Annotated in this window: 26 protein-coding genes; 11 read left to right on the forward strand and 15 right to left on the reverse strand. The window is 56.5% G+C overall.

Annotated features, from left to right (window positions below; all coding sequences use genetic code 11):
* Both K3169_RS11930 and queF read left to right on the forward strand, forming a co-directional pair.
* Positions 1-513 carry a cupredoxin family protein gene (locus K3169_RS11930; protein WP_263271696.1) on the forward strand — a complete coding sequence of 171 codons (513 nt, stop codon included), beginning with the start codon at positions 1-3 and terminating at the stop codon, positions 511-513.
* A 72-nt stretch (positions 514-585) separates the two neighbouring features.
* On the forward strand, positions 586-1,416 hold the full coding sequence (gene queF / locus K3169_RS11935; RefSeq protein WP_206361660.1) for an NADPH-dependent 7-cyano-7-deazaguanine reductase QueF: 831 nt from the start codon (positions 586-588) through the stop codon (positions 1,414-1,416).
* 74 nt (positions 1,417-1,490) lie between these two features.
* Here queF and K3169_RS11940 read toward each other — a convergent pair whose 3' ends face one another.
* Positions 1,491-1,754: a DUF4404 family protein gene (locus K3169_RS11940; protein WP_027898263.1), complete on the reverse strand. Its 264-nt coding sequence runs from the start codon at positions 1,752-1,754 to the stop codon at positions 1,491-1,493.
* A 318-nt stretch (positions 1,755-2,072) separates the two neighbouring features.
* Positions 2,073-2,681: an HAD family phosphatase gene (locus K3169_RS11945; protein ID WP_263271698.1), complete on the reverse strand. Its 609-nt coding sequence runs from the start codon at positions 2,679-2,681 to the stop codon at positions 2,073-2,075.
* A 209-nt stretch (positions 2,682-2,890) separates the two neighbouring features.
* Here K3169_RS11945 and K3169_RS11950 point away from each other — a divergent pair, with 209 nt between their 5' ends.
* On the forward strand, positions 2,891-3,592 hold the full coding sequence (locus tag K3169_RS11950; protein WP_027898265.1) for a VacJ family lipoprotein: 702 nt from the start codon (positions 2,891-2,893) through the stop codon (positions 3,590-3,592).
* A 78-nt stretch (positions 3,593-3,670) separates the two neighbouring features.
* Here K3169_RS11950 and K3169_RS11955 read toward each other — a convergent pair whose 3' ends face one another.
* Positions 3,671-3,970 carry a PilZ domain-containing protein gene (locus K3169_RS11955; RefSeq protein WP_027898266.1) on the reverse strand — a complete coding sequence of 100 codons (300 nt, stop codon included), beginning with the start codon at positions 3,968-3,970 and terminating at the stop codon, positions 3,671-3,673.
* A 264-nt stretch (positions 3,971-4,234) separates the two neighbouring features.
* Between K3169_RS11955 and rssB the strand changes: the two genes are divergently transcribed.
* Positions 4,235-5,419, forward strand: coding sequence for a two-component system response regulator RssB (rssB, locus tag K3169_RS11960; protein WP_027898267.1), 1,185 nt, complete (start codon positions 4,235-4,237; stop codon positions 5,417-5,419).
* Positions 5,416-5,898 carry an anti-sigma factor antagonist RssC gene (gene rssC, locus K3169_RS11965; RefSeq protein ID WP_027898268.1) on the forward strand — a complete coding sequence of 161 codons (483 nt, stop codon included), beginning with the start codon at positions 5,416-5,418 and terminating at the stop codon, positions 5,896-5,898. Before rssB ends, rssC begins: the two co-directional genes overlap by 4 nt.
* A 75-nt stretch (positions 5,899-5,973) precedes the next feature.
* On the opposite strand, the gene tal is transcribed toward rssC, so the two are convergent.
* Positions 5,974-6,900 (reverse strand): transaldolase, encoded by a 927-nt coding sequence (gene tal, locus K3169_RS11970; protein WP_027898269.1) that lies wholly within the window; start codon positions 6,898-6,900, stop codon positions 5,974-5,976.
* A gap of 166 nt (positions 6,901-7,066) precedes the next feature.
* Positions 7,067-8,077, reverse strand: coding sequence for a tRNA dihydrouridine(20/20a) synthase DusA (gene dusA / locus K3169_RS11975; RefSeq protein WP_231677431.1), 1,011 nt, complete (start codon positions 8,075-8,077; stop codon positions 7,067-7,069).
* Between the two features lie 385 nt (positions 8,078-8,462).
* On the opposite strand from dusA, the gene K3169_RS11980 reads away from it, so the two are divergent.
* The gene (locus K3169_RS11980; protein WP_317633758.1) at positions 8,463-10,613 is read left to right on the forward strand and encodes a PAS domain-containing protein; all 2,151 of its coding nucleotides are present in this window, start codon (positions 8,463-8,465) and stop codon (positions 10,611-10,613) included.
* A 95-nt stretch (positions 10,614-10,708) separates the two neighbouring features.
* Here the strand turns inward: K3169_RS11980 and K3169_RS11985 are convergent, their stop codons facing one another.
* From K3169_RS11985 to K3169_RS11995, 3 genes are all read right to left on the reverse strand, one after another.
* Positions 10,709-10,969 carry a DUF6429 family protein gene (locus tag K3169_RS11985; RefSeq protein ID WP_122704890.1) on the reverse strand — a complete coding sequence of 87 codons (261 nt, stop codon included), beginning with the start codon at positions 10,967-10,969 and terminating at the stop codon, positions 10,709-10,711.
* A 126-nt stretch (positions 10,970-11,095) separates the two neighbouring features.
* On the reverse strand, positions 11,096-11,380 hold the full coding sequence (locus tag K3169_RS11990) for a type II toxin-antitoxin system RelE/ParE family toxin (RefSeq protein WP_027898275.1): 285 nt from the start codon (positions 11,378-11,380) through the stop codon (positions 11,096-11,098).
* Positions 11,370-11,612, reverse strand: coding sequence for a CopG family ribbon-helix-helix protein (locus K3169_RS11995; RefSeq protein WP_027898276.1), 243 nt, complete (start codon positions 11,610-11,612; stop codon positions 11,370-11,372). Before K3169_RS11995 ends, K3169_RS11990 begins: the two co-directional genes overlap by 11 nt.
* Before the next feature lie 404 nt (positions 11,613-12,016).
* Here K3169_RS11995 and K3169_RS12000 point away from each other — a divergent pair, with 404 nt between their 5' ends.
* Entirely contained in the window at positions 12,017-12,346 is a 330-nt protein-coding gene (locus tag K3169_RS12000; protein ID WP_027898278.1) for a DHCW motif cupin fold protein, read from the forward strand.
* Between the two features lie 44 nt (positions 12,347-12,390).
* Positions 12,391-13,206, forward strand: a complete 816-nt coding sequence (dapF, locus tag K3169_RS12005; RefSeq protein ID WP_231666161.1) for a diaminopimelate epimerase — start codon at positions 12,391-12,393, stop codon at positions 13,204-13,206.
* Positions 13,207-13,316: 110 nt separating this feature from the next.
* Here dapF and K3169_RS12010 read toward each other — a convergent pair whose 3' ends face one another.
* A complete protein-coding gene (locus tag K3169_RS12010; RefSeq protein ID WP_231677356.1) occupies positions 13,317-14,219 on the reverse strand; it encodes a LysR substrate-binding domain-containing protein in 903 nt (300 codons plus the stop codon).
* A gap of 157 nt (positions 14,220-14,376) precedes the next feature.
* Between K3169_RS12010 and K3169_RS12015 the strand changes: the two genes are divergently transcribed.
* Positions 14,377-17,415, forward strand: coding sequence for an FAD-binding and (Fe-S)-binding domain-containing protein (locus K3169_RS12015; RefSeq protein ID WP_263271699.1), 3,039 nt, complete (start codon positions 14,377-14,379; stop codon positions 17,413-17,415).
* A 198-nt stretch (positions 17,416-17,613) separates the two neighbouring features.
* Here K3169_RS12015 and K3169_RS12020 read toward each other — a convergent pair whose 3' ends face one another.
* On the reverse strand, positions 17,614-18,750 hold the full coding sequence (locus tag K3169_RS12020; RefSeq protein ID WP_122704881.1) for an alkene reductase: 1,137 nt from the start codon (positions 18,748-18,750) through the stop codon (positions 17,614-17,616).
* Between the two features lie 139 nt (positions 18,751-18,889).
* Complete coding sequence (locus K3169_RS12025) at positions 18,890-19,567, reverse strand: type 1 glutamine amidotransferase domain-containing protein (RefSeq protein WP_099268611.1); 678 nt, start codon at positions 19,565-19,567, stop codon at positions 18,890-18,892.
* A gap of 213 nt (positions 19,568-19,780) precedes the next feature.
* On the opposite strand from K3169_RS12025, the gene K3169_RS12030 reads away from it, so the two are divergent.
* On the forward strand, positions 19,781-20,365 hold the full coding sequence (locus K3169_RS12030) for a TetR/AcrR family transcriptional regulator (RefSeq protein ID WP_099268934.1): 585 nt from the start codon (positions 19,781-19,783) through the stop codon (positions 20,363-20,365).
* Positions 20,366-20,532: 167 nt separating this feature from the next.
* Here K3169_RS12030 and K3169_RS12035 read toward each other — a convergent pair whose 3' ends face one another.
* A complete protein-coding gene (locus K3169_RS12035; protein ID WP_263271700.1) occupies positions 20,533-21,156 on the reverse strand; it encodes a hypothetical protein in 624 nt (207 codons plus the stop codon).
* A 226-nt stretch (positions 21,157-21,382) separates the two neighbouring features.
* The gene (locus tag K3169_RS12040) at positions 21,383-22,219 is read right to left on the reverse strand and encodes an SDR family oxidoreductase (RefSeq protein ID WP_231677359.1); all 837 of its coding nucleotides are present in this window, start codon (positions 22,217-22,219) and stop codon (positions 21,383-21,385) included.
* Positions 22,220-22,338: 119 nt separating this feature from the next.
* Between K3169_RS12040 and K3169_RS12045 the strand changes: the two genes are divergently transcribed.
* Entirely contained in the window at positions 22,339-23,220 is an 882-nt protein-coding gene (locus K3169_RS12045) for a LysR family transcriptional regulator (RefSeq protein ID WP_231677360.1), read from the forward strand.
* Positions 23,221-23,418: 198 nt separating this feature from the next.
* Here the strand turns inward: K3169_RS12045 and K3169_RS12050 are convergent, their stop codons facing one another.
* Positions 23,419-24,213 carry an ABC transporter permease gene (locus K3169_RS12050; RefSeq protein ID WP_263271701.1) on the reverse strand — a complete coding sequence of 265 codons (795 nt, stop codon included), beginning with the start codon at positions 24,211-24,213 and terminating at the stop codon, positions 23,419-23,421.
* Complete coding sequence (locus K3169_RS12055) at positions 24,213-24,923, reverse strand: ATP-binding cassette domain-containing protein (protein ID WP_263271702.1); 711 nt, start codon at positions 24,921-24,923, stop codon at positions 24,213-24,215. The genes K3169_RS12050 and K3169_RS12055 overlap by 1 nt, the downstream gene beginning before the upstream one ends.
* Between the last annotated feature and the right edge of the window lie 131 nt (positions 24,924-25,054).

Raw genomic sequence — 25,054 nt, forward strand, 5'->3', positions numbered from 1 at the left:
ATGCCCTATATTGCCCGCTTCACACTGGTTGCTGCACTGCTGACACTCAGTCAGCCATTGCTTGCTTCGCCAGCTCCCGCCCTTACGTTCGGACATGCTGCGCCTGCCGCCCAGGCTTCGCGCACCATTGAACTGGTATTGGGGGATATGTATTTCGACCCCAAGGCGGTGCAGGTCAAGGCCGGTGAGACGGTGCGCTTCGTGCTGATCAACAAAGGCCAGTTGCTGCATGAGTTCAACCTGGGCGATGCGGCGATGCACGCCAGCCATCAGCAGGAAATGATCAAAATGCAACAAAGCGGCATGCTGACGCCTACGGGTATGGCTCATCACGACATGGGCCATGGCTCCATGGAAATGAAGCACGATGATCCGAACAGCGTGCTGGTTGAACCGGGCAAAACCACCGAGCTGACGTGGACCTTTGCCAAGGCCAGCAATCTTGAGTTCGCCTGCAATCTGCCTGGGCATTATCAGGCCGGTATGGTCGGCAAGCTGACAATTACCGACTAGTCGCTGAAAGCTCGGCGCAAACCCTATAAACTGGCGCTTATTCCGTCAGCTTTATGTGATTCAGGTACTTTCATGCACCCCGCAGCCGAACACTCGCCGCTAGGCAAGTCCAGCGAATATATCGCCACTTACACGCCGTCTCTGTTGTTCCCGATCCCGCGTGCCGCCAAATGGGCCGAGCTGGGTCTGACCGCCGAGACGTTGCCGTATCAGGGCGTCGACTTCTGGAATTGCTACGAGCTTTCCTGGCTGCTGCCCTCCGGCAAGCCGGTGGTGGCCATCGCCGAGTTCAGCATTCCGGCTGATTCGCCGAATATCATCGAGTCGAAGTCGTTCAAGTTGTACCTCAACTCGCTCAATCAGACGGCCTTTGCTGATCGTGCAGAGCTGACTGCAACGCTGGTCAAGGATTTGTCTGCCGCGGCGGGTAAGCCGGTAGGCGTGCGTATCCGCACTCTGGCGGACATTGAGGGCGAAGGCGTGGCGACGATGCCGGGGCTTTGCATCGATGAGCTTGATGTGAGCATCAATAGCTACGACCGGCCTCAGCCAGAGCTGCTGCGTTGCGATGATTCCCGTATTGTCGAGCAAAGCCTGCACAGTCACTTGCTCAAATCCAATTGCCCGGTGACCAGTCAGCCGGACTGGGGCAGCGTAGCGGTGGAGTATCGCGGCGCAGAGCTGGATCCTGCGAGCCTGTTGGCTTACATCGTCAGCTTCCGCCAGCATTCGGATTTTCATGAGCAGTGTGTCGAGCGGATGTTTCTCGACCTGCAGCGTTTGCTCAACCCGGAGAAGTTGACCGTCTATGCGCGTTATGTGCGGCGTGGTGGTCTGGATATCAATCCGTATCGCAGCACTGACTCGATCAGCCCGGATAATCGCCGACTGGCCAGGCAGTAAGCATAAAAAAAGCCCGTCTTCGACGGGCTTTTTGCTGCTGGTTGGCAGGCGGTGCGTTCTAGCGTCTTGTGGCATCAAATACCGATATTGCCCAAGGTCACAACAATGTTGCGCAGAGTCCCTGCAATGCCAGGATGCTCCAGCTCGAAGCGCTCTACGGCAAGATTAACGCCGTCGGCCAGGCTCGCGTCCTGAGTCACGGACTCCAGTTCGATCTGCGACTGAATCTGCTGCGCCAGTGTTTCCAGGTCGGCGCGCTCCTCTGGGTTGAGCGGCGGGTTCTGCTCCAGTTGCTCGCGCAGGGTATTGAGTTGTTCTTGCAGTTCGCGGGCAGGCATGACGTGCTCCTTCTTTGATAAGTCTGTCCCATGGACCCCGGCGCAGGGCCAAAGGTTCTTCTTGGGTATGTGACAAGACTAATCCACTCTGGTGCGGCTTGCCTTCAAATTGCGCGTCCAGTCTTGGCGCCCTCGCAGCTAAAGACTTTCCTGCGGACGCCCTGTGACCTGTAGGACTGGCTTTAGCCGGGAGAGGGGCGGTGGATTCGCTGCAAACCGAGTGTCAGGAAAAAATGCCCTCCCGGCTAAAGCCGGTCCTACGGGTGTGCGTTTAAGGGGCTGCGTTACAGTGCGCGAGTTGCATCCGAATATTCTATGTCAGGGCTTCTCGCCCTTGGTGCGACGCAGCGCGATATCCGCCAGGCAGGATTCCAGTTCACCCAGATGATCGATCGCCGAATGCACGCCCAGCGCGTAAAGCTGCAATGTCGCCTGGCCCCGGCGGTATTCGCGCTCGGCATCGGTCAGGGCATTCCACTGAGAAGGTGACTGGCCACACAGTGAACCACACGACGCGAGGCCGACCGTCCACAGCCCGGCGCTCAAGCCCGCTTGCAGCAAGCGTGGCTCGCCGCTGACAAGTACACAACCATCCAGTTGACCGACGTTCAGCTCCATGAGCGCCTGCCAGCAAGCATGTGGAGCGGGCCAGGGTGCCTGGGCGGCAGGGGTAGCACTAATCAGCTGACTCAATGGCTGTGCCAGCTTGTTTGTAAGGTCGGCGGGCAACTCGTCCAGCCACGCACAAGGCACTGCCTGCTGATGCAGCCGCTGTAATGCTTTCAAGGCGCCAGGCGTAGGCAACGATTGCTCGTCGCTCAGCCTGGAAGCGTTGCGCGCTTGGGCGCCAAAGTCCACCAGGCAGCCACTGAGACCAAAAAGAACGGCAGTAAAAGCGGGCAGGGGAGCTGTCACAGGGGCGAGCATGGCGATATCTCTGAAATAACGCTGAACGCTACGGGGCATTTGTGACAGTAAGATGAATATCAGGTGATGGTGTTTATCAGTGTTTTACCAGTCTTACAGACTTGAATGACCAAGGCGCTGCCAAATCCCTGTCATATGGCCTTATACTCCTCGCCTTGACGTGTGGGGGCGTAGCGCCCGCTTCATTACTTATGCCAGGAGTTTCAGCTATGCCCGTGACCGGTGCAGGTGTATTCAATCGTCTTGCTCAGCTGTGTGTGTGTGCCGGTATGGCGCTAGTGCCAATGGTTGCGCAGGCCGCCGAGGAAGATCCGTGGGAAAGCGTCAACCGGCTCACTTTCCGCTTCAATGACACTCTTGATACCTATGCGCTGAAGCCTATCGCGCAGGGCTATCAATTCATTGCTCCGCAGTTTGTAGAAGATGGCGTACATAACTTCTTCAACAACATCGGTGATGTCGGAAACCTCGCTAACAACGTGCTGCAGGCTAAACCGGCTGCAGCGGGTGTTGATACTGCGCGCCTGATCTTCAATACCACCTTCGGCCTGTTGGGCTTCATCGATGTCGGCACCAAAATGGGCCTGCAGCGCAGTGACGAAGATTTTGGTCAGACGTTGGGTTACTGGGGCGTGCAAAGCGGTCCATACGTAGTGCTGCCGTTGTTTGGGCCTAGCACTGTACGTGACGCCGTCGCCAAGTACCCGGACACCTACACCTCACCGTACCGCTACATTGACCACGTACCCACCCGCAACACTGCGCTGGGCATCAACCTGGTGGATACCCGTGCCAGCCTGTTGTCGGCCGAGCGCCTGATCAATGGCGACAAGTACATCTTTATCCGTAACGCGTACCTGCAGAACCGTGAGTTCCGCGTCAAGGATGGTCAGGTGGTCGACGATTTCTGATCTCGGTCAGTTGAAATTATAAAGGCGACCTGTGGTCGCCTTTATTTTTTACCATTTGTGAACCAGTTCCGCCGGATCTCAGCTCATCTTGACGATGGTCAGGCCCAGTTTTTGTCCGCCATCGGCTTCGTCAGTGACCCATACAACCTCTGTTTCTGCTTCAAGGCCTTTGAGGGCTGCGTGGTCCGAATCGATTCTCACGTGCAGTTTTTCGCCAACCCTGAAGGTTCTGGGTGCCTGTACCTGCATCCCGGAGCTCGATAAATCAATGCATACAGCCGGGATGACCTGGCCTGCGTAGATCAAGCTGATGTCAGCTTCCACGCGCATCCGGATGAAGTCCCGTTTCTCCTCGTAGCTTCGATCATTTAGACTCATGTCCAGTCCTTCATTTCCATTGCTGAATTCATGGTTCTTATAACTCTGAGCGATTTGCCGTGTAAAGACGCAATGTCGGGACTGCCGCGTGCTTGAAACGCCCGTCGGATGGGAGTACCGTCTGCGCCTTGAAGGGCACCTCTGAAACGCCAGTTACGGGATCACAAGTCCGGTCGTGCGGTCAGAGTGGCTAGAAGCGAATCCAGTACGCAGACCCGTGAACCGGGGTGCTTACGCCAACCTTATCTGGCGCCGTTTGCCCACATGCAGAAAACCAGTGCCACGCTGCTGATAATCGATGACGACGAAGTAGTGCGAGCGAGCCTTGCCGCCTATTTGGAAGACAGTGGCTTCAGCGTCCTTCAAGCAAATAACGGCTTGGAGGGCATACAGATATTCGAGCAGGACAAGCCTGATTTGGTGATCTGCGATTTGCGCATGCCGCAAATGGGCGGGCTTGAGCTGATTCGTCAGGTGACGGCCATCGCGCCGGAAACGCCTGTAATCGTGGTGTCGGGTGCAGGCGTGATGAATGACGCTGTCGAGGCGCTCCGCCTGGGCGCTGCGGATTACCTGATAAAGCCTCTGGAAGACTTGGCCGTGCTGGAGCACTCGGTGCGTCGCGCACTTGACCGTGCGCGTCTGCTGCAGGAGAACCAGCAGTATCGCAAGAAGCTGGAAACCGCAAACCGCGAGCTGGAAGCAAGCTTGCATCTGCTCCAGGAAGACCAAGATGCCGGTCGACAGGTGCAGATGAACATGCTGCCGATCAGCCCGTGGTCGATCGATCAGTTCAATTTCGCTCACGAAATCATTCCCTCGCTTTACCTGTCGGGTGATTTCGTTGATTACTTCCGCGTCGACGAGCGCCGCGTTGCGTTCTATCTCGCGGATGTCTCCGGGCATGGCGCTTCTTCGGCGTTCATCACCGTGCTGCTCAAGTTCATGACCACACGCTTGCTGTTCGAATCCAAGCGTGGTGGTACGCTACCGGAATTCAAGCCCTCTGACGTTCTAGGCCACATCAACCGCGGCCTGATCAGTTGCAAGCTGGGCAAGCATGTAACGATGGTTGGCGGTGTGATTGACGAGGAGTCGGGGCAACTGACGTACGCAGTCGGCGGTCATCTGCCGTTGCCTGTGTTGTATACACCGGGTGAAGCACGCTACCTGCAAGGTCGCGGTTTGCCCGTAGGGCTGTTCAACGAAGCCACCTATCAGGATCATGTGATCGACTTGCCCGAGTCGTTTAGTCTGACCCTGCTGTCTGATGGCATTCTGGACTTGCTTCCCGGTGATACACTCAAAGAGAAAGAAGCCGCACTACCTGAACTGGTAAAGGCGGCGGGCGGCAGCCTGGATGGCTTGCGCCAGACTTTTGGATTGGCCACGCTAGGGGAGATGCCGGATGATATCGCCTTGTTAGTGTTGAGCAGGAACCTTGAATGAGTACCGGTAGAATCCAGTTCGCCGAGCAGGAAGGCACGTTTGTCCTCAAGTTTGTCGGGGAAGTGCGTCTGACGTTATGTTCGGCTTTGGATGCGACTATTGAGCGGATCTTCACTGCGCTGAATTTTTCAACGGTAGTAATTGATCTGACCGAAACCCGCAGCATAGACAGCACGACACTTGGCTTGCTGGCCAAACTGTCGATCCTGTCGCGTCAAAAAGTAGGGTTGTTGCCAACGCTGGTCACCACCCACGAAGACATCACCCGGCTTCTGCAGTCGATGGGTTTCGATCAAGTGTTCAATATCGTTGATCGTCCGATTCCGTGCCCTGAGTGCCTGACGGACCTGCCGTCTCAGGACCAGTGCGAAGAGGTGGTCAAGGCCAAGGTGCTGGAAGCGCACAAGATCCTGATGGGGCTCAATGACTCCAATCGCGAAGCCTTCCACGACCTGGTCAACGCCCTCGAACGTCACTGATCCACTGGTGAGGAGCGCAGCAAAAAGGGCGGCATCCGTGAGGATGCCGCCCTTTTAGTCTTTCAGCGTTCTGGATCAGACCTTGGCGCTTAGCAACGCTTCCAGTTTTTCCTGATCGCGAGCGAACTGACGGATACCTTCAGCCAGTTTCTCGGTCGCCATCGCATCTTCGTTGGACGCCCAACGGAATTCGCTTTCATTGAGCGTTACGCGCGGCTCACCGGCATTGCCCGGTTTCAGTTTGCGCTCCAGCGTGCCGGTATCTTCGGCAAGCTTCTGCAGCAGGTCCGGGCTGATGGTCAGGCGATCACAACCGGCCAATTGCTCGATCTGGCTCAGGTTACGGAAGCTGGCACCCATAACGACTGTCTTGTAGTCGTTGGCTTTGTAGTAGTTGTAGATGCGGGTCACAGACTTCACGCCCGGGTCTTCCGCGCCCACATAATCCTTGCCTTCAGCCTTCTTGTACCAGTCGTAGATACGGCCTACGAACGGCGAAATCAGGAATACGCCAGCATCGGCACACGCTTGGGCCTGGGCGAAGGAGAACAGCAGCGTCAGGTTGCACTGGATGCCTTTCTTTTCCAGTACTTCGGCGGCGCGGATGCCTTCCCAGGTCGAAGCCAGCTTGATCAGGATGCGATCCTTGCTGATGCCGGCCGTTTCGTACATATCGATCAGGCGCTGGGCGCGCTCGATGCAGCCATTGGTGTCGAAAGAGAGGCGGGCGTCGACTTCAGTCGAAACGCGGCCCGGAACAACCTTGAGAATTTCCTGGCAGATAGCGACGGCAAAACGATCAGATGCCAGACCGATATCGCCATTGGCGCCGCTGAAGGCTGCCTTGAGGCGATCAGCGTTGCTGTCGCTGGAGCCGGCCTTGAGCAGCAGGGAAGGATTGGTGGTCGCGTCGACCGGCTTGAGCTTTTCGATGGCTGCGAAATCGCCGGTGTCGGCAACAACGGTGGTGAATGCTTTGAGTTGATCCAGCTTGGAAGTCATGAGCGTGCTCTGTCCTGTGCGGTTAGGTGACATTACCCGAGCGATGGCGCCCACTCAAGGGCGCTAAGCATAACGCCGCGCCAGAACAGGGCGGCCTGTTGCCCGGGCGGGCGAAAACTCGATCCAGACTGGTTGGAGCGCTATCCGCCGCGCTTGTTCCCTGCTTTCAGCGACCTTCCAGCAGCCCGGCCGCCTGATCCAGTAGCGCCAGCGGATCCTGAGTCTTGTGGATGTCCACCGACAGCAACTGCCTGAAGCGTCTGGCGCCGGGGAAACCCGTGCCGAGGCCCAGCACGTGACGGGTAACGTGATGCATGGAACCGCCGCTCTGAATGTGCGCGGCAATGTATGGGCGCATTTCTGCCAGCGCTTCAGCCCGGGAAATCACCGGTGCCTCACTGCCAAACAACTGCTGATCGACCTCGGCCAGCAGATACGGATTGTGATACGCCTCGCGACCTAACATTACGCCGTCGAATACCTGCAAGTGTTCCTGGCATTGTTCGAGGGTCTTGATACCGCCATTGAGGATGATTTCCAGATCAGGAAAATCACGCTTCAGCTGCGCGGCAACGTCATAGCGCAGCGGCGGGATATCACGGTTTTCCTTGGGGGAAAGGCCCTCAAGAATCGCAATCCGCGCATGCACCGTAAAACTGGTGCAACCCGCGTCGCGAACGGTGCCGACAAACTCACACAATTGCTCGTAGCTGTCACGACCATTGATCCCGATCCGATGCTTGACCGTCACCGGAATCGACACCGCATCACGCATCGCCTTTACGCAATCAGCCACCAACTGCGGATGCGCCATGAGCACCGCACCAATCATATTGTTCTGAACCCGATCACTCGGGCAGCCGACATTCAGATTCACCTCGTCATAACCCACTGCTTCGGCCATCCGCGCACACGCCGCCAGATCCGCCGGAACACTGCCCCCCAACTGCAACGCCAGCGGATGCTCCGCCTCGTCGTGCTGGAGAAAGCGATGTGGGTCAGCGTTGAGCAGCGCGCCGGTGGTAACCATTTCGGTGTAGAGCAGAGCGTTCTTGGAGAGGAGGCGCAGGAAGAATCGGCAATGTCTATCAGTCCAGTCCATCATCGGCGCAACGCTGAAGCGGCGGGAGGGTTCAGGGCCTGTGTTTAAAGGGTTTGAAGCGAATTGTGTCTGCATTTTGGTCTGCGTGTTTTTCCCAGTTTCGAGCGTGTCACTGCGCAATGATCACCGCCTGGAAGCGGTAAATGAGACGCGGAATTTCAGCGCGAGGGGTTCGAAAGGCTGAAGTCTACCAGAGCCCCGGCAATAGCCCGAGCACAACGGGAATGGGTGCTCGTCGGAAAATACATGTGCCTTGCTTCGCCGCCATCTTCAACCGGGGACGGCATTGTGCCACCCGTGTAATATGGCAATTACTTGCGTAATAGGAACATTCAAGGCATGAACATCCATTGCCGCCAGCCTGTCTGCTTGCCCCGCAGCTCATTCAAACGTTCACCTGGTTACCTGCATCCAGTTTCGGCCCTGGCCGAAGCAGCGCAGTTTGTCTGAGATGGCCAGCGTGTCTAACGAGATTTATTCCCTAAGGATTGAGAACGATGAACTTCGGGCGAGACTGGCCGAAGCCGAGAGCCGGTGCGCGCGCGAGGTTGAGGCTCATCGGGATTACGAGCACCAACGCAACGCCCTGGCCGCCGGGGGCGTGATCGGGACCTGGAATTGGCACCCCGCGCGTGACAGTTTCACTATCGACCTTGGTTTTGCCCTTGCTTTCGGTATTGATTCAAGCCTGATACAGGCTGACCTACCCATCGAAAGGGTTCTGGAAAATGTGCACCCCGAAGACCGGCCAGGGCTGGATGCCGCTATCGCAGAGGCCGTTATCCGTGGTGGAACCTACTCCCATCAGTACAGGGTGAGGCGTGCAGACGGGAAGTATTATTGGCTCGACGCTCATGGGCGTGTTGAAACCGATATCGACGGCAAGCCCACCAGTTTTCCGGGATTTGTATTTGATATGACCGAACGGCGCGCCGCCGAGGAGCGCTTGCGTGTCAGCGAGGCGCTCAATAAGGAAAATATCCAGCGCGTAGAGCTTGCACTGGCTGCCCGGGCAATCATTGGTACATGGAGTTGGGATCTGCCAACCGACCGTTTTACGGTAGATGATGCTTTCGCCCACGCATTTGGCCTGGATCCCGCGCTTGGCAGGGAAGGTATCCCGCTTGCTCAGATTGTTGCCACTGTCCATCCTGATGATCAGGCCGGACTGGCCGGGGCTATCAACGAGGCTATTGCCAGAGGCGGCCTCTATGCTCACCAATATCGAGTGCGGCGTGCTGACGGCAAATATTATTGGCTGGAAGCCAACGGTCGCGTTGATCATGCGCCAGATGGCACCCCTCAGTGCTTTCCGGGCGTTTTGATAGACGTTGAAGCGCGACGTATTGTTGAAGCGGAACGCGACCTCGCAATTACCGAGTTACGCAGGCTCAATGAAACGCTCGAGCAGCGCGTCGCCGAGCGCTCCGCTGAGCTTTCGGAGGCGGAAGAGCGGCTGCGCCAGTCCCAGAAAATGGAGGCCGTAGGCCAATTGACCGGCGGTTTGGCGCACGATTTCAATAATTTGCTGGCGGGGATTTCCGGATCACTCGAGTTGATGCACACCCGAATGCAGCAGGGACGGTTTGGGGATGTGGAACGCTACATGGTAGCGGCGCAGAGTGCCTCTCGGCGTGCTGCTGCTCTGACCCATCGATTGCTGGCCTTCTCGCGTCGCCAGACTCTTGACCCCAAACCCACGGATGTAGGCGTACTCGTTCGAGGCATGCTTGAACTGATTCAGCGCACGGTGGGCCCCGGCATTACGATTGATGTAGCCGATATGCCTGAGCTTTGGGGGGCGCTGGTTGACGCCTCTCAGCTTGAAAACTCTCTCCTGAACCTGTGCATCAATGCCCGTGACGCGATGCCAGACGGCGGTCGCATTACCATCGAGACCGCCAACGCATGGCTCGACGAGTGTGCCGCCAAACAGCATCAGATACCTGCCGGGGAGTACCTCTCGCTGTCCGTGACCGATACGGGTAATGGCATGCCACCTGAGATCGTCGGGCGTGCGTTTGAGCCTTTCTTCACGACCAAGCCCATTGGTGAAGGCACGGGATTAGGGTTATCGATGATTTACGGGTTTGCCCAGCAGTCGGGTGGGCAGGTCCGGATCTACTCGGAAGTTGATCGGGGCACGAAGGTGTGCATGTACTTGCCTCGGCACCACGGTGAGACGCCAGACGAAGATTTACTGGCTGCGCCTTCGGCATTCAATCGCGCCGACCACGGCGGAACAGTTCTGGTGGTGGATGACGAGCCTACGGTGCGCATGCTTGTCACCGACATCCTTGAAGAACTTGGCTTTGTGGCAATTGAAGCCAAGGACAGCGCGGCCGGATTGAAATTGCTGCAATCCAACGTCCGCATCGACTTGCTGGTGACCGATGTCGGGCTACCCGGCGGAATCAACGGACGCCAGATGGCGGATGCGGCGCGCATTTCCCGGCCGAACCTGAAAGTGCTGTTCATCACTGGCTATGCAGAAAGCTCGATTCTTGCGAATGGACACCTTGCTCCCGGGATGGCCGTACTCACCAAACCGTTTCTGGTCGAAACCATGGCTGCGCGGATAAGTGCGATGATCAGCGATTCGCGAGAGTAGGTGCGGTGGCTTGTACGGTTAGCTTCTATCGTCGTTCGGCAGAGGCGTGTTCAACAGCAGATGTTTGTCGCATCTAGCGTGACCGCAGGTTGAAGTCAGGATTCAGGTTTAGATGTTTCCCCCGTTTGAATTTGCACTCCAAATAGCCGGTCGGCTACCTGCCGTCCACGCTCCTGACCTTCCGCCGTCAGCCAGATCGATTTGCTTTTGCTCACTGGATTACTGATAAACCCAAGCTCATGCAGTCGATTCATAATTTCGAAGTCGAACCCTTTCCAGGCGTTGCCATTGTCAGCGCTGAAGGTTGTCAATAGGGCAAGCACTGCGTCTTCAATCAGTTTTTCGTCATATTTCATGATCGACGTTCCACGTATTCATCTGTTGGGGCGTTAACGGATTTTCTTAAATGCCCAACTACCTTTACTACCCTACGCAGCATCTGTCGGCCAGAGGCTGCGAACAGCAAACCCGATTAGCCTGACTCACCATTTCGATCGTGGCCTTTGCCTTGTGTGAAATACGCCCAGTACCTGTAGGCAATCACCACGTACTCGATAGGGAATCAAATATGACCAGTCGGGCATTGCCCACTCTCGAGTGTTTTTTACCCGACCCTCACGGCCCATCGTTGGAAACTGTGCCAGGTGATCTATGCTCGCGAAAACGGCATCAGAAAAGTCGTCGGCAGCTTTGGGGTTTTCAAGGGCGATATAATTTGCTTCGTCTTCAAGATTATTGAGGGCCTTTTCCAGCCACTCAACCCGCATTCCCGCTCCAGCGCCTGGCACGCATTGCCGAGACTTGCTCTTCGCTGGCGAATTTGCCTTCGTCGGCTTCTTTTACCGCCTGCTCGATCTGCGCGGTCAGCGTCTTTTCGTGTTCGATGTAGTCGCGGAGAACGTCCATAGCAAGATAGCTCGCACTCTGGCCGCTCGTTTTAGCGAGATCGGTGAGTGAGTTGGAAAGATCTTCTGGCAAATTCAGCGATATCCCGGTCATGGAAGCCTCGACAATGGTCGTTGATGGCGAATATTACACCCTCAAGTCTCTGTATGGAGCGCCAGCTTGTCGCCAAGAGTGTCCGACTACCAGAAGAGCCGGAATTATGCGCAGGGCAATATCCAGGATGCGAGCAGCCAGGATCAGCGCCAACGTATTCAAAATAACTGACAGTGCAACGCTGATCATTACCATCGTCCTTGATAAACAGGTTTACAGGGGGGGCACGCAATGCGCCTTAGCTTCTGGTTACCAAGCGCGGCAGGATGCTGATTGATTTTTGCTGCCCCACAAACAGCCATGGATGGGGGGCTCTGTATCCCGCGACTACAAGCAATCTGTATCTGTCGGTCATTCCTTGGGGCTGATACGGTTTGCATCCCTTCTGTTCTGAGCCAGCCATGATTGAACTCACCGCTTTCCCGTTTGGTACAACCGACTGGTCGACAATCGAACCTGTAGAACATGCCGGTGAAACCGGTACTGCTTATTGGCGCACTTGTCAGTTTGGCGCGGTGCGCGTTCGTATGGTGGAATACAGCCCAGGCTATCTGGCTGATCACTGGTGTTGGAGAGGCCATATCCTGCTGTGCCTTGAGGGTGAATTGCACACAGAGCTTGAGGATGGTCGCCAATTCGTGCTCACTGCCGGGATGAGCTATCAGGTGAGTAATGACGCCGAAGGACATCGGTCGTTCACCACTACGGGCGCCAGGTTGTTTGTGGTGGACTAATACCCTTAAAACATCATCTCCACGTCTTGTCGCAGGATCCAGTGATGCCGCTTGGTTTTCATAAAATGCATGCCAATGGCGATGATTTCGTCATTGTAGACACGCGAAACGCCGCCAACCCGTTCACCAGCGCCATCGCCCGCCGATTGGGTGACCGGAATCGAGGGCTCGGCTTCAATCAACTCGCCGTGTTGCTCGATTGCGAAGATGCCGCGGCGCGCTTGATATTCTGGAACGCCGATGGCTCTTCTCTGGACGCGTGCGGAAGCGCTACGCGAGGTGTTGCGGATTTGTTGATGCGCGAAGCGGATGTAACGTCGGTAAAGTTACGCACCAATCGCGGCTTGTTGGCGTGTGAGCGAACGTCGACCGGTGATATCGCGGTCGACATGGGCAAGCCGTTGTTTGGTTGGGCAGATATTCCGCTGTCTCTGGAACTGGATTCTGTAGTGCTGCCACTTGCCGGTCGCCCGACGGCCTGCAGCATGGGCAATCCGCACTGCACTTATTTTGTCGATGATCTGGCTGATGTTGATATCGCGAAAATCGGTCCGGCCCTTGAAACCAATGACTTGTTTCCGCTCAAGACCAACGTGCATTTCGTCCAGATTATCAACCGCAAGCACATCCGGTTGCGTATCTGGGAACGGGGCGGTGGTATTCCCCTCGGGTCGGGGTCCTGCGCGTGTGGTTCTGCGGTCAACGGCATTCGGCGTGGCTTGCTGGACAATACCGTTGAGGTCGAATGCGATGGCGGAACAGTGACAGTTCGATGGGATGGCATGGGCCCGGTATTTCTGGTCGGGTCGGTAGAGAGCGTTGCGTCGGGATTGATCGCCGACCGCTTGTTGGATCTGTAGTCCTGACACACATTAACTGGTAGGAGCTGCCGAAGGCTGCGATGGCGGAAAATGCCTCGCAGCCTTCGGCAGCTCCTACAAGGAATTCATTCAACTCAAAGATTGCATCTTTACCGGTCAGGAAACGGTAACGACAGCAGCCAGGCGCTGAACGTGTTCAACGACGGCAGATGCTGGTAACGGGTCGCATAGACAAGGTAGTAACTGCGGCCGCTGTCCATTGCGTCAAACAGTGCAACCAGTTCGCCGCTCTTCAGCTCATCCTGCACGAGAATTTCCGGCACCAGTCCGATCCCGATACCAGCCGATACCGCCTGAATCAGATGCGCGGTGAGTTCGAAGCTCGGGCCGGATCTCATGTTTCGGTGATTCACATCATGGCTGTCAAACCAGTCAGACCAGGCGTTCGGTCTCGACACAACGTTGAGCAGTGCATGCTCGGCAACGTTGGCGGGCGTCATTTTAGGGTATTCGGGTAGAGCTGCCGGGCTGGCCACGACCACCAGTTTTTCGCTCAGCAGCTTATGCGAGATGTAGCCAGGCCATTCCCCTGAACCGACGCAGATAATTGCGTCCATGTCGTGGGTCGTGGACTGGGTTTCTGCCTGAACAATTCTTGAGTGGATATGCACCAGTATCCCAGGGTGTTTTGCATAGAACTCATGCATGCGCGGCAGCAGCCACTTTGAACCCAGCGTTGGCAGCACCGCCAGATTCAGAGGGCCGCCGTCATTCTTGTACGAAATGGTTTGCAGCGTCGCGCTGCGAATGCGGCCCAGAGCGGCGGCCAACTCATGCTGATAGAGGGCGCCAGCGGCGGTCAGTTCGATCTTTCGCCCGTCACGTCTGAACAGCTCGACTTCAAGTTGGGCTTCAAGCGTTTGCACTTGTCGACTGACTGCGCTCTGGGTCAGCGTCAGTTCTTCTGCTGCTTTGGTGAAACTGCCATGTCGAGCGGCAGCTTCAAACGCAATCAGCAACGACATTGATGGAGTCAGTCTTCTAGGGTTCATTCATAACGCTCATGCAAACCCGGCAGGAATTACGCTTGTGACAAAGCCTGAGAGTCGCAAAAATAAGCAAAAATAGAGTCTGATGCTCTGTGTGCAATATGCCGAGCATGCCCAACGTGAATGCATAGATTAGCTTCTTAGCCTGCAGGAATTCCACATGATCGCTCGTTTGTCCCCGGCAGTTGCCCAAAGCACGACGTATGAAGCCTTTCTTGATGCCCTTGATGCAGCGGGCTTTCGCGGGGAGATTGCGCGTGACTATGGCGGCCGGACCGTGTTGGCAACCGACAACTCCATTTATCAGCGGCTTCCCCAGGCCGCAGTGTTTCCGCTGGATGAGCAGGACGTCGCGATTGTTGCGCGGTTGGTCGCGGAGCCTCGACACAGCTCTGTGGTGCTCACACCTCGTGGCGGCGGTACAGGCACCAACGGACAATCGCTGACGGATGGCGTGGTCGTCGATCTTTCACGGCACTTGAACAATATCCTTGAGATCAACGTCGAGGAACGCTGGGTCAAGGTGCAGAGTGGTGTGGTCAAGGATCAGCTCAACGCCGCGCTAAAGCCTCACGGGCTGTTTTTTGCGCCGGAGTTGTCAACGTCAAATCGGGCAACCATTGGCGGCATGATCAACACCGATGCTAGCGGGCAGGGCAGTTGCACCTACGGCAAGACCCGCGATCATGTGCTTGAACTTTCTACGGTCATGCTGGGTGGCCATCGCCTCGACAGCCAGCCGATTGATGCCGAACAGCTGCAAGTACTCGTCAACCGGACTGACCGTGTTGGCCAGGTGTATCGCTGTGCGCTGGACATCGTCGATACTCAGGCCGAATTGATCGAAAGCACGTTCCCGAAGCTCAACCGCTGCCTGACCGGATACGACCTGGCGCACCTGCGCGAGGCGGACGGGCGCTTCAATCTGAACAGCGTGCTTTGCGGCTCCGAAGGATCCCTCGGATTTATCGTTGAAGCCAAACTCAACGTTCTGCCGATCCCCAAGTATTCGATTCTGGTGAACGTGCGCTACGCCGGTTTCATGGATGCGTTGCGCGATGCAAAAGCCTTGATGGAATTGAAGCCGCTTTCCATCGAGACCGTGGATTCGAAAGTGTTGATGCTGGCGATGAAAGACATCGTCTGGCATGGCGTTGCCGAGTACTTCCCGGAAAATCCTGACATGCCGACGCTGGGTATCAATATCATCGAGTTCAGCGGTGATGATGAAGAGGTTGTCCAGCAGAAAGTCCACGACTTCGTCTTGCACCTGCAGCGCGACCTTTCGGTGGTGCGCCTTGGCCACACCCTAGCGGTAGGCGCTGATGCGCTCAAACGTATCTATGCCATGCGCAAGCGAGCGGTGGGCTTGCTCGGCAACGTCAAGGGTGAAGCACGGCCGCAGCCCTTTGTTGAGGACACCGCGGTTCCACCGGAAAACCTCGCTGATTTCATTCAGGAGTTCCGGGCGCTGCTGGACAGCCACAATCTGCAATACGGAATGTTCGGTCACGTGGATGCGGGTGTGCTGCACGTCCGACCGATTCTGGACATGAAGGATCCGCTTCAAGCCGCACTGATCCGGCCGATTTCCGATGCGGTTGCGGCGCTGACGCAAAAGCATGGCGGCCTGCTGTGGGGCGAGCATGGCAAGGGCTTACGCTCGCAATATGTGCCCGACTACTTCGGTGAGCTTTACCCCGCGCTGCAATCGCTCAAGGCGGCATTCGATCCGCATAACCAGCTCAATCCGGGCAAAATCGCTACGCCTGGGACGGTGCCGGCCGCGAAACTAACGTTGGTCGACGAAGTCCGGCTGCGTGGCGAACTGGACCGCACGATTGACGAGCGTGTCTGGCAGAGCTACGACGCGGCGCTTCACTGCAACGGCAACGGCGCGTGCTACAACTTCGATCCTGATGACGCCATGTGTCCTTCCTGGAAGGCCACTCGCAATCGTATTCACTCGCCCAAAGGCCGGGCTTCGCTGCTTCGCGAATGGCTGCGGTTGCAGGGCGCGCAGGGTGTTGATGTATTGTCGGCGGCCTCGGGCGCGACGCAGAACATCGCCCGGCGAGTCGTTAATACCGTCAGGCAAAAGCTCGGGCAGGACGATTTTTCCCATGAGGTTTACGACGCGATGGCGGGCTGCCTGGCGTGTAAATCCTGCGCCGGGCAGTGCCCTGTGAAAGTGAATGTTCCCGAGTTTCGCTCGCGCTTTCTTGAGCTTTATCACACTCGCTACCTTCGGCCGCTCAAGGACTACCTGATCGGCTCTCTGGAATACACGGTTCCTTACATCGCTCGAATGCCGCGACTCTACAATTTCGCCATGAGTGCTCGCCCAGTGCGTTGGGGTCTTGAGCGCATCGCGGGGATGGTCGACAGCCCATTGCTAAGTCTGGTGGACTTTACGGCCGTCTGCCGACGCTGGAACGTCGAAGTCGCCACCCCCCAGCGCCTCGCCATGCTGTCGGACGCGCAACGGGCGCGGAGTGTGATCCTCGTTCAGGACGCATTCACCCGATTCTTCGAGACCCCGTTGCTGGCCGACTGGGTGGAATTGATATCAAGGCTTGGCTACAAGGTTTACCTGGCGCCATACGCGCCCAATGGCAAACCGCTGCAAGTGCAGGGCTTTCTCAGGGCGTTTGAAAAGGCGGCCAGTTTCAATGGTCAATCGCTGTTCAATCTTCAGCAGTACGACGTGCCGCTGGTGGGGCTGGATCCCGCGATGACTCTGGTCTATCGGCAGGAGTACGCCAAGACACTGGAGGCTGACAAGACGCCGTCGGTGCTACTTGCGCAGGAATGGCTGATCAATGCGCTGCCGCAAAGCGAGATGTTGGAGGAGGCCGAGCCTTATCACTTCCTCCCGCACTGTACGGAAAAAACCAACGAGCCCGGCAGCATCGGCTTGTGGCAGAAAATTTTCGAACGGGCAGGGCTGAAGTTGCAGGTCGAGGCCAGTGGCTGTTGCGGAATGTCGGGCACTTACGGGCACGAAACGCGAAACGCCGCCACGTCGGACATTATCTACGGGCAATCCTGGAAACTGCTGATCCAGAGGTTCAACCAATCGGGGCGTGTCGTTGCTGACGGTTATTCCTGCCGCAGTCAGGTCAAGCGTCAGGAGGGCACAACGGTGCTTCATCCGTTGCAGGTTTTGTTGGCTCGCTTGAGGGACGTCGAAGCTTAAATCAACACCTATAGACAAAATCTGATTAACCTGGCCCTGCCTGATTAAACCTGACCCTGTAGGAGCTCACCGAGGTTACGAGGTCAGCGATGGCGGTTTGTCTGACACGCCGCCATCGCTGGCCTCGTAACCTGGGTGAGCTCCTACAGGTCAATTGCTTGCAAACAGGATCGCCCCCGGCAAATCAGGCTTTAGCCGTCATTCAGCGTAAAACGGGTAATCCACATAACCCTCGGCAGTACCGCCATACACCGTGGCCGGATTGATCGGATTCAACGGCCAGTCATTGGCAATGCGGGCTGGCAGATCAGGATTGGCAATGAACGGCCGGCCAAATGCGACGAGGTCCGCCAAGCCTGAATCCAGCAGTGCTGAACCGCTTTGTGCCGTGTATTTTCCGGCATACATGATGGCCCCGCTGAAGGTGCTTCTCACGTCACGGCGGAATGCTTCAGGCATGGCTGGCGCGTCATCCCAATCGGCTTCGGCAATGGACAGATAAGCGATGCCGACGTTCTCCAGAACCTTGATGGCTTCGATGTAAGTGGTGTGCGGATCTTCCTCTACCAACCCCAGATAAGTGCGGTCTTCATCAGTCGTCGTGAACAGAGGCGCAAAACGTACGCCGACTTTCTCTTTACCAATGCACTCTGCAACACCCGCAACGATTTCGCGCAAGAAGCGCAGGCGATTATCAAGCGAGCCGCCGTACTGATCTTGGCGATGGTTGCTGTGGGCCGAAATGAATTGGTTAACCAGATAGCCATTGGCGCAATGCAGTTCGATGCCATCGAAACCAGCCTCCATCGCATTGCGGGCGGCTTGAATGTAGAGCTGAACAAGCTCCTGGACTTCATCGGTGGTCAGCGCTCTCGGCATCGAAGGTTTGACCAGTTCACCTGCGCCCGGCGCGGTTTCGATAAACACTTTCACCTGATCCGCTGCAATGGCCGAGGCCGATATGGGGGCGTCGCCATTCGGTTGCAGCGCGGTGTGAGACACCCGGCCGACATGCCACAGCTGGGCGAAGATCACGCCGCCTTCGGAATGCACCGCCTCCGTCACCTTGCGCCAACCAGAGACTTGCTCGGGCGTATAGATGCCAGGTGTCCAGGCGTAGCCCTGACCGCGAGGTTCGATTTGCGTACCTTCAGTCACCAAAAATCCCGCACCTGCACGCTGGCTGTAGTACTGCGCCATGAGTTCATTGGCGACGTTGCCAGGCTGGCTGCTGCGTTGCCGGGTGAGGGGCGGCAGGACAATACGGTTTTTGAGAGAGTGATTTCCCAATTGAGTCGGGGTGAAGAAATTGCTGTTTTTGACTGAGTTGTTCATTGATCTGCCTTGTTCGACATGGAAGGTCTTGGTACTTATTAGACCAGTCGACTAGTTTCTGGCTAAAAATAATGGACGCTTCGCCGTCAGGCGCAGCGTCCACGGTGAATCGTGTTACAGGGAGTCTGAAGCCTGAGAATCAGCCCAGTTTTTTCAGCAATGCTTCAGCGACCGCTGCCGAGCTTGCAGGGTTCTGGCCAGTGACCAGTTGACCGTCTTCTACAACGTAAACCTGCCAATCACCAAGCTTGGAGTAGTGCCCGCCTAAACGCTGGAATTCGTCTTCGATCAGGAACGGCACCACCTCTGTCAGGCCAACGGCTTCTTCTTCCGAATTGGTGAAGCCAGTCACTTTACGACCTTCGATCAGCGGCTTGCCGTTTGCGCCTTTGACGTTAATCAGCACGCCAGGTGCGTGGCAGACAAAGCCATGAGGCTTGTTGCTGCGGTCGAAGGCTTCAATCAGCGCAATCGAGTTCTTGTCTACAGCCAGATCCCACAGCGGGCCATGGCCCCCTGGGTAAAAGACTGCGTCGAAGTCTTCAGCGCGGACATCTGACAGCAGGCCAGTGTTGGCGAGTACACGTTGAGCCTCAGCGTCTTTGCGGAAGCGATCGGTCTCAGCGGTTTGCGCATCAGGCTCGTCGCTTTTCGGATCAAGTGGTGGCTGACCACCGGCTGGCGAGACGACGGTGATGTCGGCACCCGCATCCTTGAACGCGAAATAGGGAGCAGCAAATTCTTCGAGCCAAAAGCCGGTTTTCTTGCCGGTATTACCCAGTTGATCGTGCGAAGTCAGAACCATCAGAATTTTCATAAGGTACTCCTTGAAGGTGAAGGACTGGCAATGAGGCGATCGAAGCGGGAGCTGGAAAACCAGCGCCTCAGGTCACCGATGGACAAAGCTTAGACTCGAAATAGACCAGTCGTCTAGAGTTTTTTTCCAAGCGCGTTCACAAGGTTGGTCATTCAACCCGCTTGATCGTTCAAAAAATAGACGACTGGTCTAATGTTTGGTATTTTGCGCCTTATGAAACCGACCTATGACGACACTCGCCAGCATTTGCTCGATACCGGCCACCGCATGATGGCGGGGAAGGGCTTCACCAGCGTGGGGCTCAGTGAGCTGCTGCAAGTCGCTGGCGTGCCCAAAGGCTCTTTCTATCACTACTTCAAATCCAAGGAGCAGTACGGGCAGGCCTTGCTGGAAGATTACTTTGCTGGCTATCTCGCTGACATGGACAGACGCCTGGCCTTGCCGGGGCTAACGCCTCGAGAGCGCCTGATGGATTACTGGCTTGGCTGGCAGCAGCGTTGTGTAGAGCCTTTCAGCGGCAACGAGTGCCTGGTGGTCAAATTGAGCGCTGAAGTGTCGGACTTGTCGGAGTCGATGCGCATCACTTTGCGTGACGGTGCCGAGCAAATTGTGGCGCGGCTGACGGCATGTATCAGGCAAGGGCAAACCGAAGGGTGCCTGCCTGGCAGCGATGCGCGACAGCTGGCAGAAACGCTTTATCAGATGTGGCTGGGCGCCAGCCTGTTGAACAAACTACAGCGCGATGGTCAGCCTTTGCAGACGTCGATGACGACAACGAAGCAATTGTTGGGCGTTTAAGACAGCGTTTGATTCTGGCTGCAATAGTTTTTCTGGTTGCACCCCGATCCTGTAGGAGTTCACCGAGGTTACGAGGCCAGCGATCACGGTTTGTCTGACACTTCGCCGTCGCTGGCCTCGTAACCTCGGTGAGCCACAGGGATCCGGGTTGTGATTTAACCTGGCACTCATACAGCGCTCGTCTGCAGTTTTGAGTTACTCACTCTGCCTGGAACATCTGCAGCCACAGACCGCTGTTGCAGCCAGTAGCCGACACTGGCTGACAGCCACATGGCATAGGTCATCAATTCGATCCCTTCCTCCACAGCCGTCTTGGCCAGGCGTGCATAACCGTCATCCAGAATCAGATGCCAAAGCGAGCCCATGCCGAATACCCGGGAAAACACCAGCACACATAATCCGGTCGAAAACGTACCGAAGGCCGGGGTTTTGGTGAAGGCAGCCAAGGCTTGCAGGGTGTTCTGACGATTCGTCGAATTGAAAGCGATGGTCAGCGACGTGATGGCGATCAGCAAAAACGGCCAGCACCAGGCACTGTGGCTGATGGGGTCAAAAAGACCGTCGAGTTCTCTCATCAACAGACAGGCAAAGAAACCCGCAACCAGAGCCTTGAAGCCTTTCTGACCATCGTTCGCAGGTGAAAACCAGAAGAGCAGAGCGCAAGCGAACAGCATGATTTCCTGTGAGACTTCAGTAAATGAAGTCTCCAGCAGTTGAGTATCAAATACGGCGATGTCCAGCCAGATCATCCCGAAAACGATGCCCGTCAATACAAGTTTGAACAGGAACATGACTGACGCATTTTTTAAATCTTTGAACATGAGGGGCAAAACCAAAGCTCCAGACTTGCGAGGCAACTTGATAGTTGCGGTTCGCAAGGGGACGCCTTTTTACTAATAATTTCAAATGCTTCCGTTGATTATCGGAATTGATGAAATTCATACCCCGGATACAGATGTGTGTGGTGGATGCTCCGGGGCTGAGCTCTTCAGCCTTCTATAAAGTCAGACGCGGTATTTATTGCGTGTCGACATCACAGCCATAAGCCAGGTCTTTTTGAGTGCTTAACAACGTTTGGCGCTCGTGTAATTTCGCATCGATATTGTCCCAGGCAATACTGCCCAATGGCACTCGAAGCGGTAATGCGTCGGCTTCTGCGATGGCGATCATCTGCTGGGCAATCTTGACCGGGTCGCCCATGTGCGGGCTGAACTCGCCACTTTCAAGGCGGTTGCGCAGGGCGTTTACCGGGCTGTTTTCATAAGCGCCTGACGGCGATGCACTGTCGATACCGGCAAGAAAATTCGTCGCCGTAGGGCCGGGTTCCAGCAGACACATCTCGATGCCAAAGTGGGCGACTTCCTGAGCGACCGCTTCAACAAATCCTTCCTGACCCCATTTGCTGGCGTGGTACAGGCTGAAGCCTGGATAGCTGATCCTTCCGCCTTCGGAACTGACCTGGAGAACACGACCGCTCCCTTGTTGGCGCAGGTGAGGTAACAGCGCCTGGATGAAAAAGATCGAGCCGAGCAGATTGGTCTCGATCTGACGTCTGATCTGCATCTGGGAAAGCTCTTCCGCAGCCCCGAAGGTCCCGTAACCAGCATTGCTGACGACGATGTCGATACGCCCCAATGCCTGAAATGCCTCAGCGACGGCCGGAGCGATGCGCTCGCTATCGGTCAGGTCCAGTTGAATGGGAACGAGCGATTCGGGAAAGCGTTGCGTCAGATCATCCAGTGCACCATCGCTGCGGTAGGTGGCAGCGACCCGGTCACCGCGTTCAAGCAGCGTTTCAGTCATAAGGCGGCCGAAGCCAGAGTTGGCACCGGTGATAAACCATGAAGCAGGCATGTTGATGTCCTCACTTGTTTGTGGATTTCAAATCAAGGATGGGACTGGCATGCTGTTCTGGATAGACCATCAATCACGAACAGGCTGATCGAAAATTGACACCAATCCATGACCTTAGCTTGAAAAGCCTGCGCATGGCGTTGGCCGTCGCGGACACTGGCAGCTTCCGCAGCGCCGCTCGATTGCTTGAAATGGCGCCTTCGAGTCTCAGTCACGCAATTACTGAACTTGAGGTAACACTCAAGCTGCGCCTGTTCCATCGCACCACCCGTAGCGTCGCGCTGACGGTGGAAGGTGAAGCTTTCCTGTCCCGAATTCGTCCGGTACTCGGTGAGCTGCGCGTTGCCGTCGACGAAATCAACCAGCAGCAGGACGGCAGCATCAGCGGTGAGCTGCGCATCAACACCCCGTTTGCTGCGGCCCGCTATCTGTTGAAGGAGGTGGTGCCAGCGTTCATGAAGCTTCATCCGGACATTGAGCTTGAGCTACGCCACGAGGAGCGGCCGGTGGATATCGTCGCCGATGGCTGTGACGCAGGCATCCGGCTGGGCAGCAGTGTGCCGATCGACATGATCGGCGTGCCGTTTGGCGGCAAGGCACGTTTCGTTCCCGTGGCTTCTCCAGGCTACCTTCAGCAATACGGTCTTCCCGTTCACCCGGCGGAGTTGAAGGCGCATAGGTGTATCCGGATCAGAATGCCCAGAGGCGAGCGCTATGCCTGGGAGTTTGAACGGCAGGGTGAAAGAGTCGAGCTGGATGTGCCGGGCTCGCTGACCGTCAACCGCATGGCCCTGATGATAGAGGCTGCCGAAGGTGGCCTTGGAGTGGCGTTTGTCCTGGAACAAGCTGTCGCGCAAAGTCTGGCTGACGGAAAACTGCAATTGTTGCTGAATGATTGGTGCCAGGATGAACCAGGGTTAATGCTTTATTACCCGGGGCGACGAAATGTGCCTGCGCCGTTGCGGGCTTTTATCAGTTTCATTCAGGCATTGGGGCGCTGAGTGAATCAACTTGTTGGCGAGGCTGTTATCGTGTTTCGCCCGATGCACCGCTTCGCGACCGTCGTAACCTCCGATGGCTCCTACAGGAAATCGCGTGGTGCCATGAATTCCGCGTGTGCTTCGCGCCGTGCCGAAACGCGTGATCTGTAGGAGCTGCCGAAGGCTGCGATGGCGGTCTGTAAGCCTGGTGCGTCTCCATCAGACTCTATTGGTCAGCTTATGCATCATGAAACGATGATCAGCCGAGAATAATCGACGGTACGTCAACAGTACTGCGCAGACGGTGCCGAGTGCTGAGGACGCGGCGATCAGGAACATGATTACGATCTGATAACGGACAGCTTCTACGGGCGATTGCCCCGCCAGCACCTGGCCGGTCATCATCCCGGGCAGGCTGACGATGCCCACCACGCTCATCTGATTCAGAGTAGGCGTCATGCCTGCTCTTACTGCTTGCCGGGCCGCCATTTGCGCCGCTTCCCAGCGTGAACCGCCCAGTGCGAGGATTGTTTCCACTGTACTTCGTCCCGACGACAATTCCTGCATCATGCGTTCGATTCCCAGCGACACACCGGTCAGGGTATTGCCCAGAATCATCCCCAGAATCGGAATCGCGTACTGCGGTTCGTACCAGGGGCGAATCTGAATAACCAGCAACAGGCCTATGGCAGCCACTAGCCACGAGCTGCCCCACACCGACACAACGCTGTCCAGACGCCGCCCGGCGTAAGTGCGTTTGCCTCGTCCCGCTGCCGACACACCGGCAATCAACGTCATCAGGCACATCAGCGGTAGCACGACATACCAGTAGGCAAACTCGAATACCCAGCCAAGGATGTAGCCGATAGCAAGTAGCTGAACGACCGTGCGTACCGAGGCCCAGATCAGTTGACGCTCCAGCCCCAGTTTCAAACCCAGGGATAACGCCCCGTTGATCAGAATCAGGCACGCGGCGATGGCGATGTCTGCAGCCGACAGGCTTTGATAGATCATTAGTTACCCATCGCGCTCAGCACACCGGCGTGCATTTCAAATCTGACGTTGCTCATTCGCTGCGCCTGATCGAGATCGTGCGATACCCAGATATAAGCGCGTGAGGACGTCAGGCCACCGGTAAACCAGGTATTGACCAGTGTTTCTACATCGCGGGAAGACTGAGGGTCGAGCGCGGCAGTAGGTTCGTCCAGCAGGATCACTTCCGGCTCCAGCTGAATGGCGCGAATCAGTGCAACAACCTGAGCCTCACCTCCGGAAAGATCGTTCGCGGCCTTCAGCAGGAAGCGTTCTGGTTTTCCTGCCTGACGTAAAAGCGCTTTGACCTTCTCGGCATCGAACTTCCTCTGCTTGAAGATATTCAGGCTGTAGGGAAAACGCAGGTTGTCTTCAACGGTGCCATCCATCATCGACGGGCGTTGTGCGAGGTAGCAAATCTGACTGCGATACGAGGGGATCTGCCCGGCATTCACGGGCTGGCCGTGCCAGAGTACTTCACCTGAATCGGGCGCATCCAATAGCGCCAGGGTGCGCAAAAAAACACTTTTGCCAGACCCTGACGAGCCGGTTATCGCCACTCTGTCGCCGCCGCTCAGGATGAAGTCCACGGGGTGGAGTAGCTGGGAGGCGCCATTCTGATCCTGGCGACTGAGGCCGCAGGTTTCGATCAGTTTTAATCGGTGTGTGCCGGGCGAGGCGGGGGAGGACAAATGACCTGCTCCATGAGCGAAAGGGTTAATCAATGAGGGTCGCCAGTTTTCCAACACGCGGGACGCGTCAGATTTGTAGCTTCATGCTGTAGGAAAGCTCTCTTTGTTGGCGCGTACATATCCGGTATCAG

Origin of the sequence: Pseudomonas phytophila, from assembly GCF_025643095.1 — a bacterium.
Lineage (GTDB): Bacteria > Pseudomonadota > Gammaproteobacteria > Pseudomonadales > Pseudomonadaceae > Aquipseudomonas > Aquipseudomonas quasicaspiana.

Bases quoted from the DNA above. Each gene is read 5' to 3' on its own strand.
- K3169_RS11955 (WP_027898266.1), bottom strand. From the start codon at position 3,970: ATGAGTCTAAATGATCGAAGCTACGAGGAGAAACGGGACTTCATCCGG.
- K3169_RS12020 (WP_122704881.1), bottom strand. From the start codon at position 18,750: ATGAACAACTCAGTCAAAAACAGCAATTTCTTCACCCCGACTCAATTG.
- dapF (WP_231666161.1), top strand. From the start codon at position 12,391: ATGCCGCTTGGTTTTCATAAAATGCATGCCAATGGCGATGATTTCGTC.
- K3169_RS12025 (WP_099268611.1), bottom strand. From the start codon at position 19,567: ATGAAAATTCTGATGGTTCTGACTTCGCACGATCAACTGGGTAATACC.
- K3169_RS11940 (WP_027898263.1), bottom strand. From the start codon at position 1,754: ATGCCTGCCCGCGAACTGCAAGAACAACTCAATACCCTGCGCGAGCAA.
- K3169_RS12015 (WP_263271699.1), top strand. From the start codon at position 14,377: ATGATCGCTCGTTTGTCCCCGGCAGTTGCCCAAAGCACGACGTATGAA.
- K3169_RS11985 (WP_122704890.1), bottom strand. From the start codon at position 10,969: ATGAAATATGACGAAAAACTGATTGAAGACGCAGTGCTTGCCCTATTG.
- K3169_RS12050 (WP_263271701.1), bottom strand. From the start codon at position 24,213: ATGATCTATCAAAGCCTGTCGGCTGCAGACATCGCCATCGCCGCGTGC.
- rssB (WP_027898267.1), top strand. From the start codon at position 4,235: ATGCAGAAAACCAGTGCCACGCTGCTGATAATCGATGACGACGAAGTA.
- K3169_RS12040 (WP_231677359.1), bottom strand. From the start codon at position 22,219: ATGCCTGCTTCATGGTTTATCACCGGTGCCAACTCTGGCTTCGGCCGC.
- rssC (WP_027898268.1), top strand. From the start codon at position 5,416: ATGAGTACCGGTAGAATCCAGTTCGCCGAGCAGGAAGGCACGTTTGTC.
- dusA (WP_231677431.1), bottom strand. From the start codon at position 8,077: ATGCAGACACAATTCGCTTCAAACCCTTTAAACACAGGCCCTGAACCC.
- K3169_RS11990 (WP_027898275.1), bottom strand. From the start codon at position 11,380: ATGCGGGTTGAGTGGCTGGAAAAGGCCCTCAATAATCTTGAAGACGAA.
- K3169_RS12030 (WP_099268934.1), top strand. From the start codon at position 19,781: ATGAAACCGACCTATGACGACACTCGCCAGCATTTGCTCGATACCGGC.
- queF (WP_206361660.1), top strand. From the start codon at position 586: ATGCACCCCGCAGCCGAACACTCGCCGCTAGGCAAGTCCAGCGAATAT.
- K3169_RS11950 (WP_027898265.1), top strand. From the start codon at position 2,891: ATGCCCGTGACCGGTGCAGGTGTATTCAATCGTCTTGCTCAGCTGTGT.
- K3169_RS11995 (WP_027898276.1), bottom strand. From the start codon at position 11,612: ATGACCGGGATATCGCTGAATTTGCCAGAAGATCTTTCCAACTCACTC.
- K3169_RS12035 (WP_263271700.1), bottom strand. From the start codon at position 21,156: ATGTTCCTGTTCAAACTTGTATTGACGGGCATCGTTTTCGGGATGATC.
- tal (WP_027898269.1), bottom strand. From the start codon at position 6,900: ATGACTTCCAAGCTGGATCAACTCAAAGCATTCACCACCGTTGTTGCC.
- K3169_RS11945 (WP_263271698.1), bottom strand. From the start codon at position 2,681: ATGCTCGCCCCTGTGACAGCTCCCCTGCCCGCTTTTACTGCCGTTCTT.
- K3169_RS12010 (WP_231677356.1), bottom strand. From the start codon at position 14,219: ATGAACCCTAGAAGACTGACTCCATCAATGTCGTTGCTGATTGCGTTT.
- K3169_RS11930 (WP_263271696.1), top strand. From the start codon at position 1: ATGCCCTATATTGCCCGCTTCACACTGGTTGCTGCACTGCTGACACTC.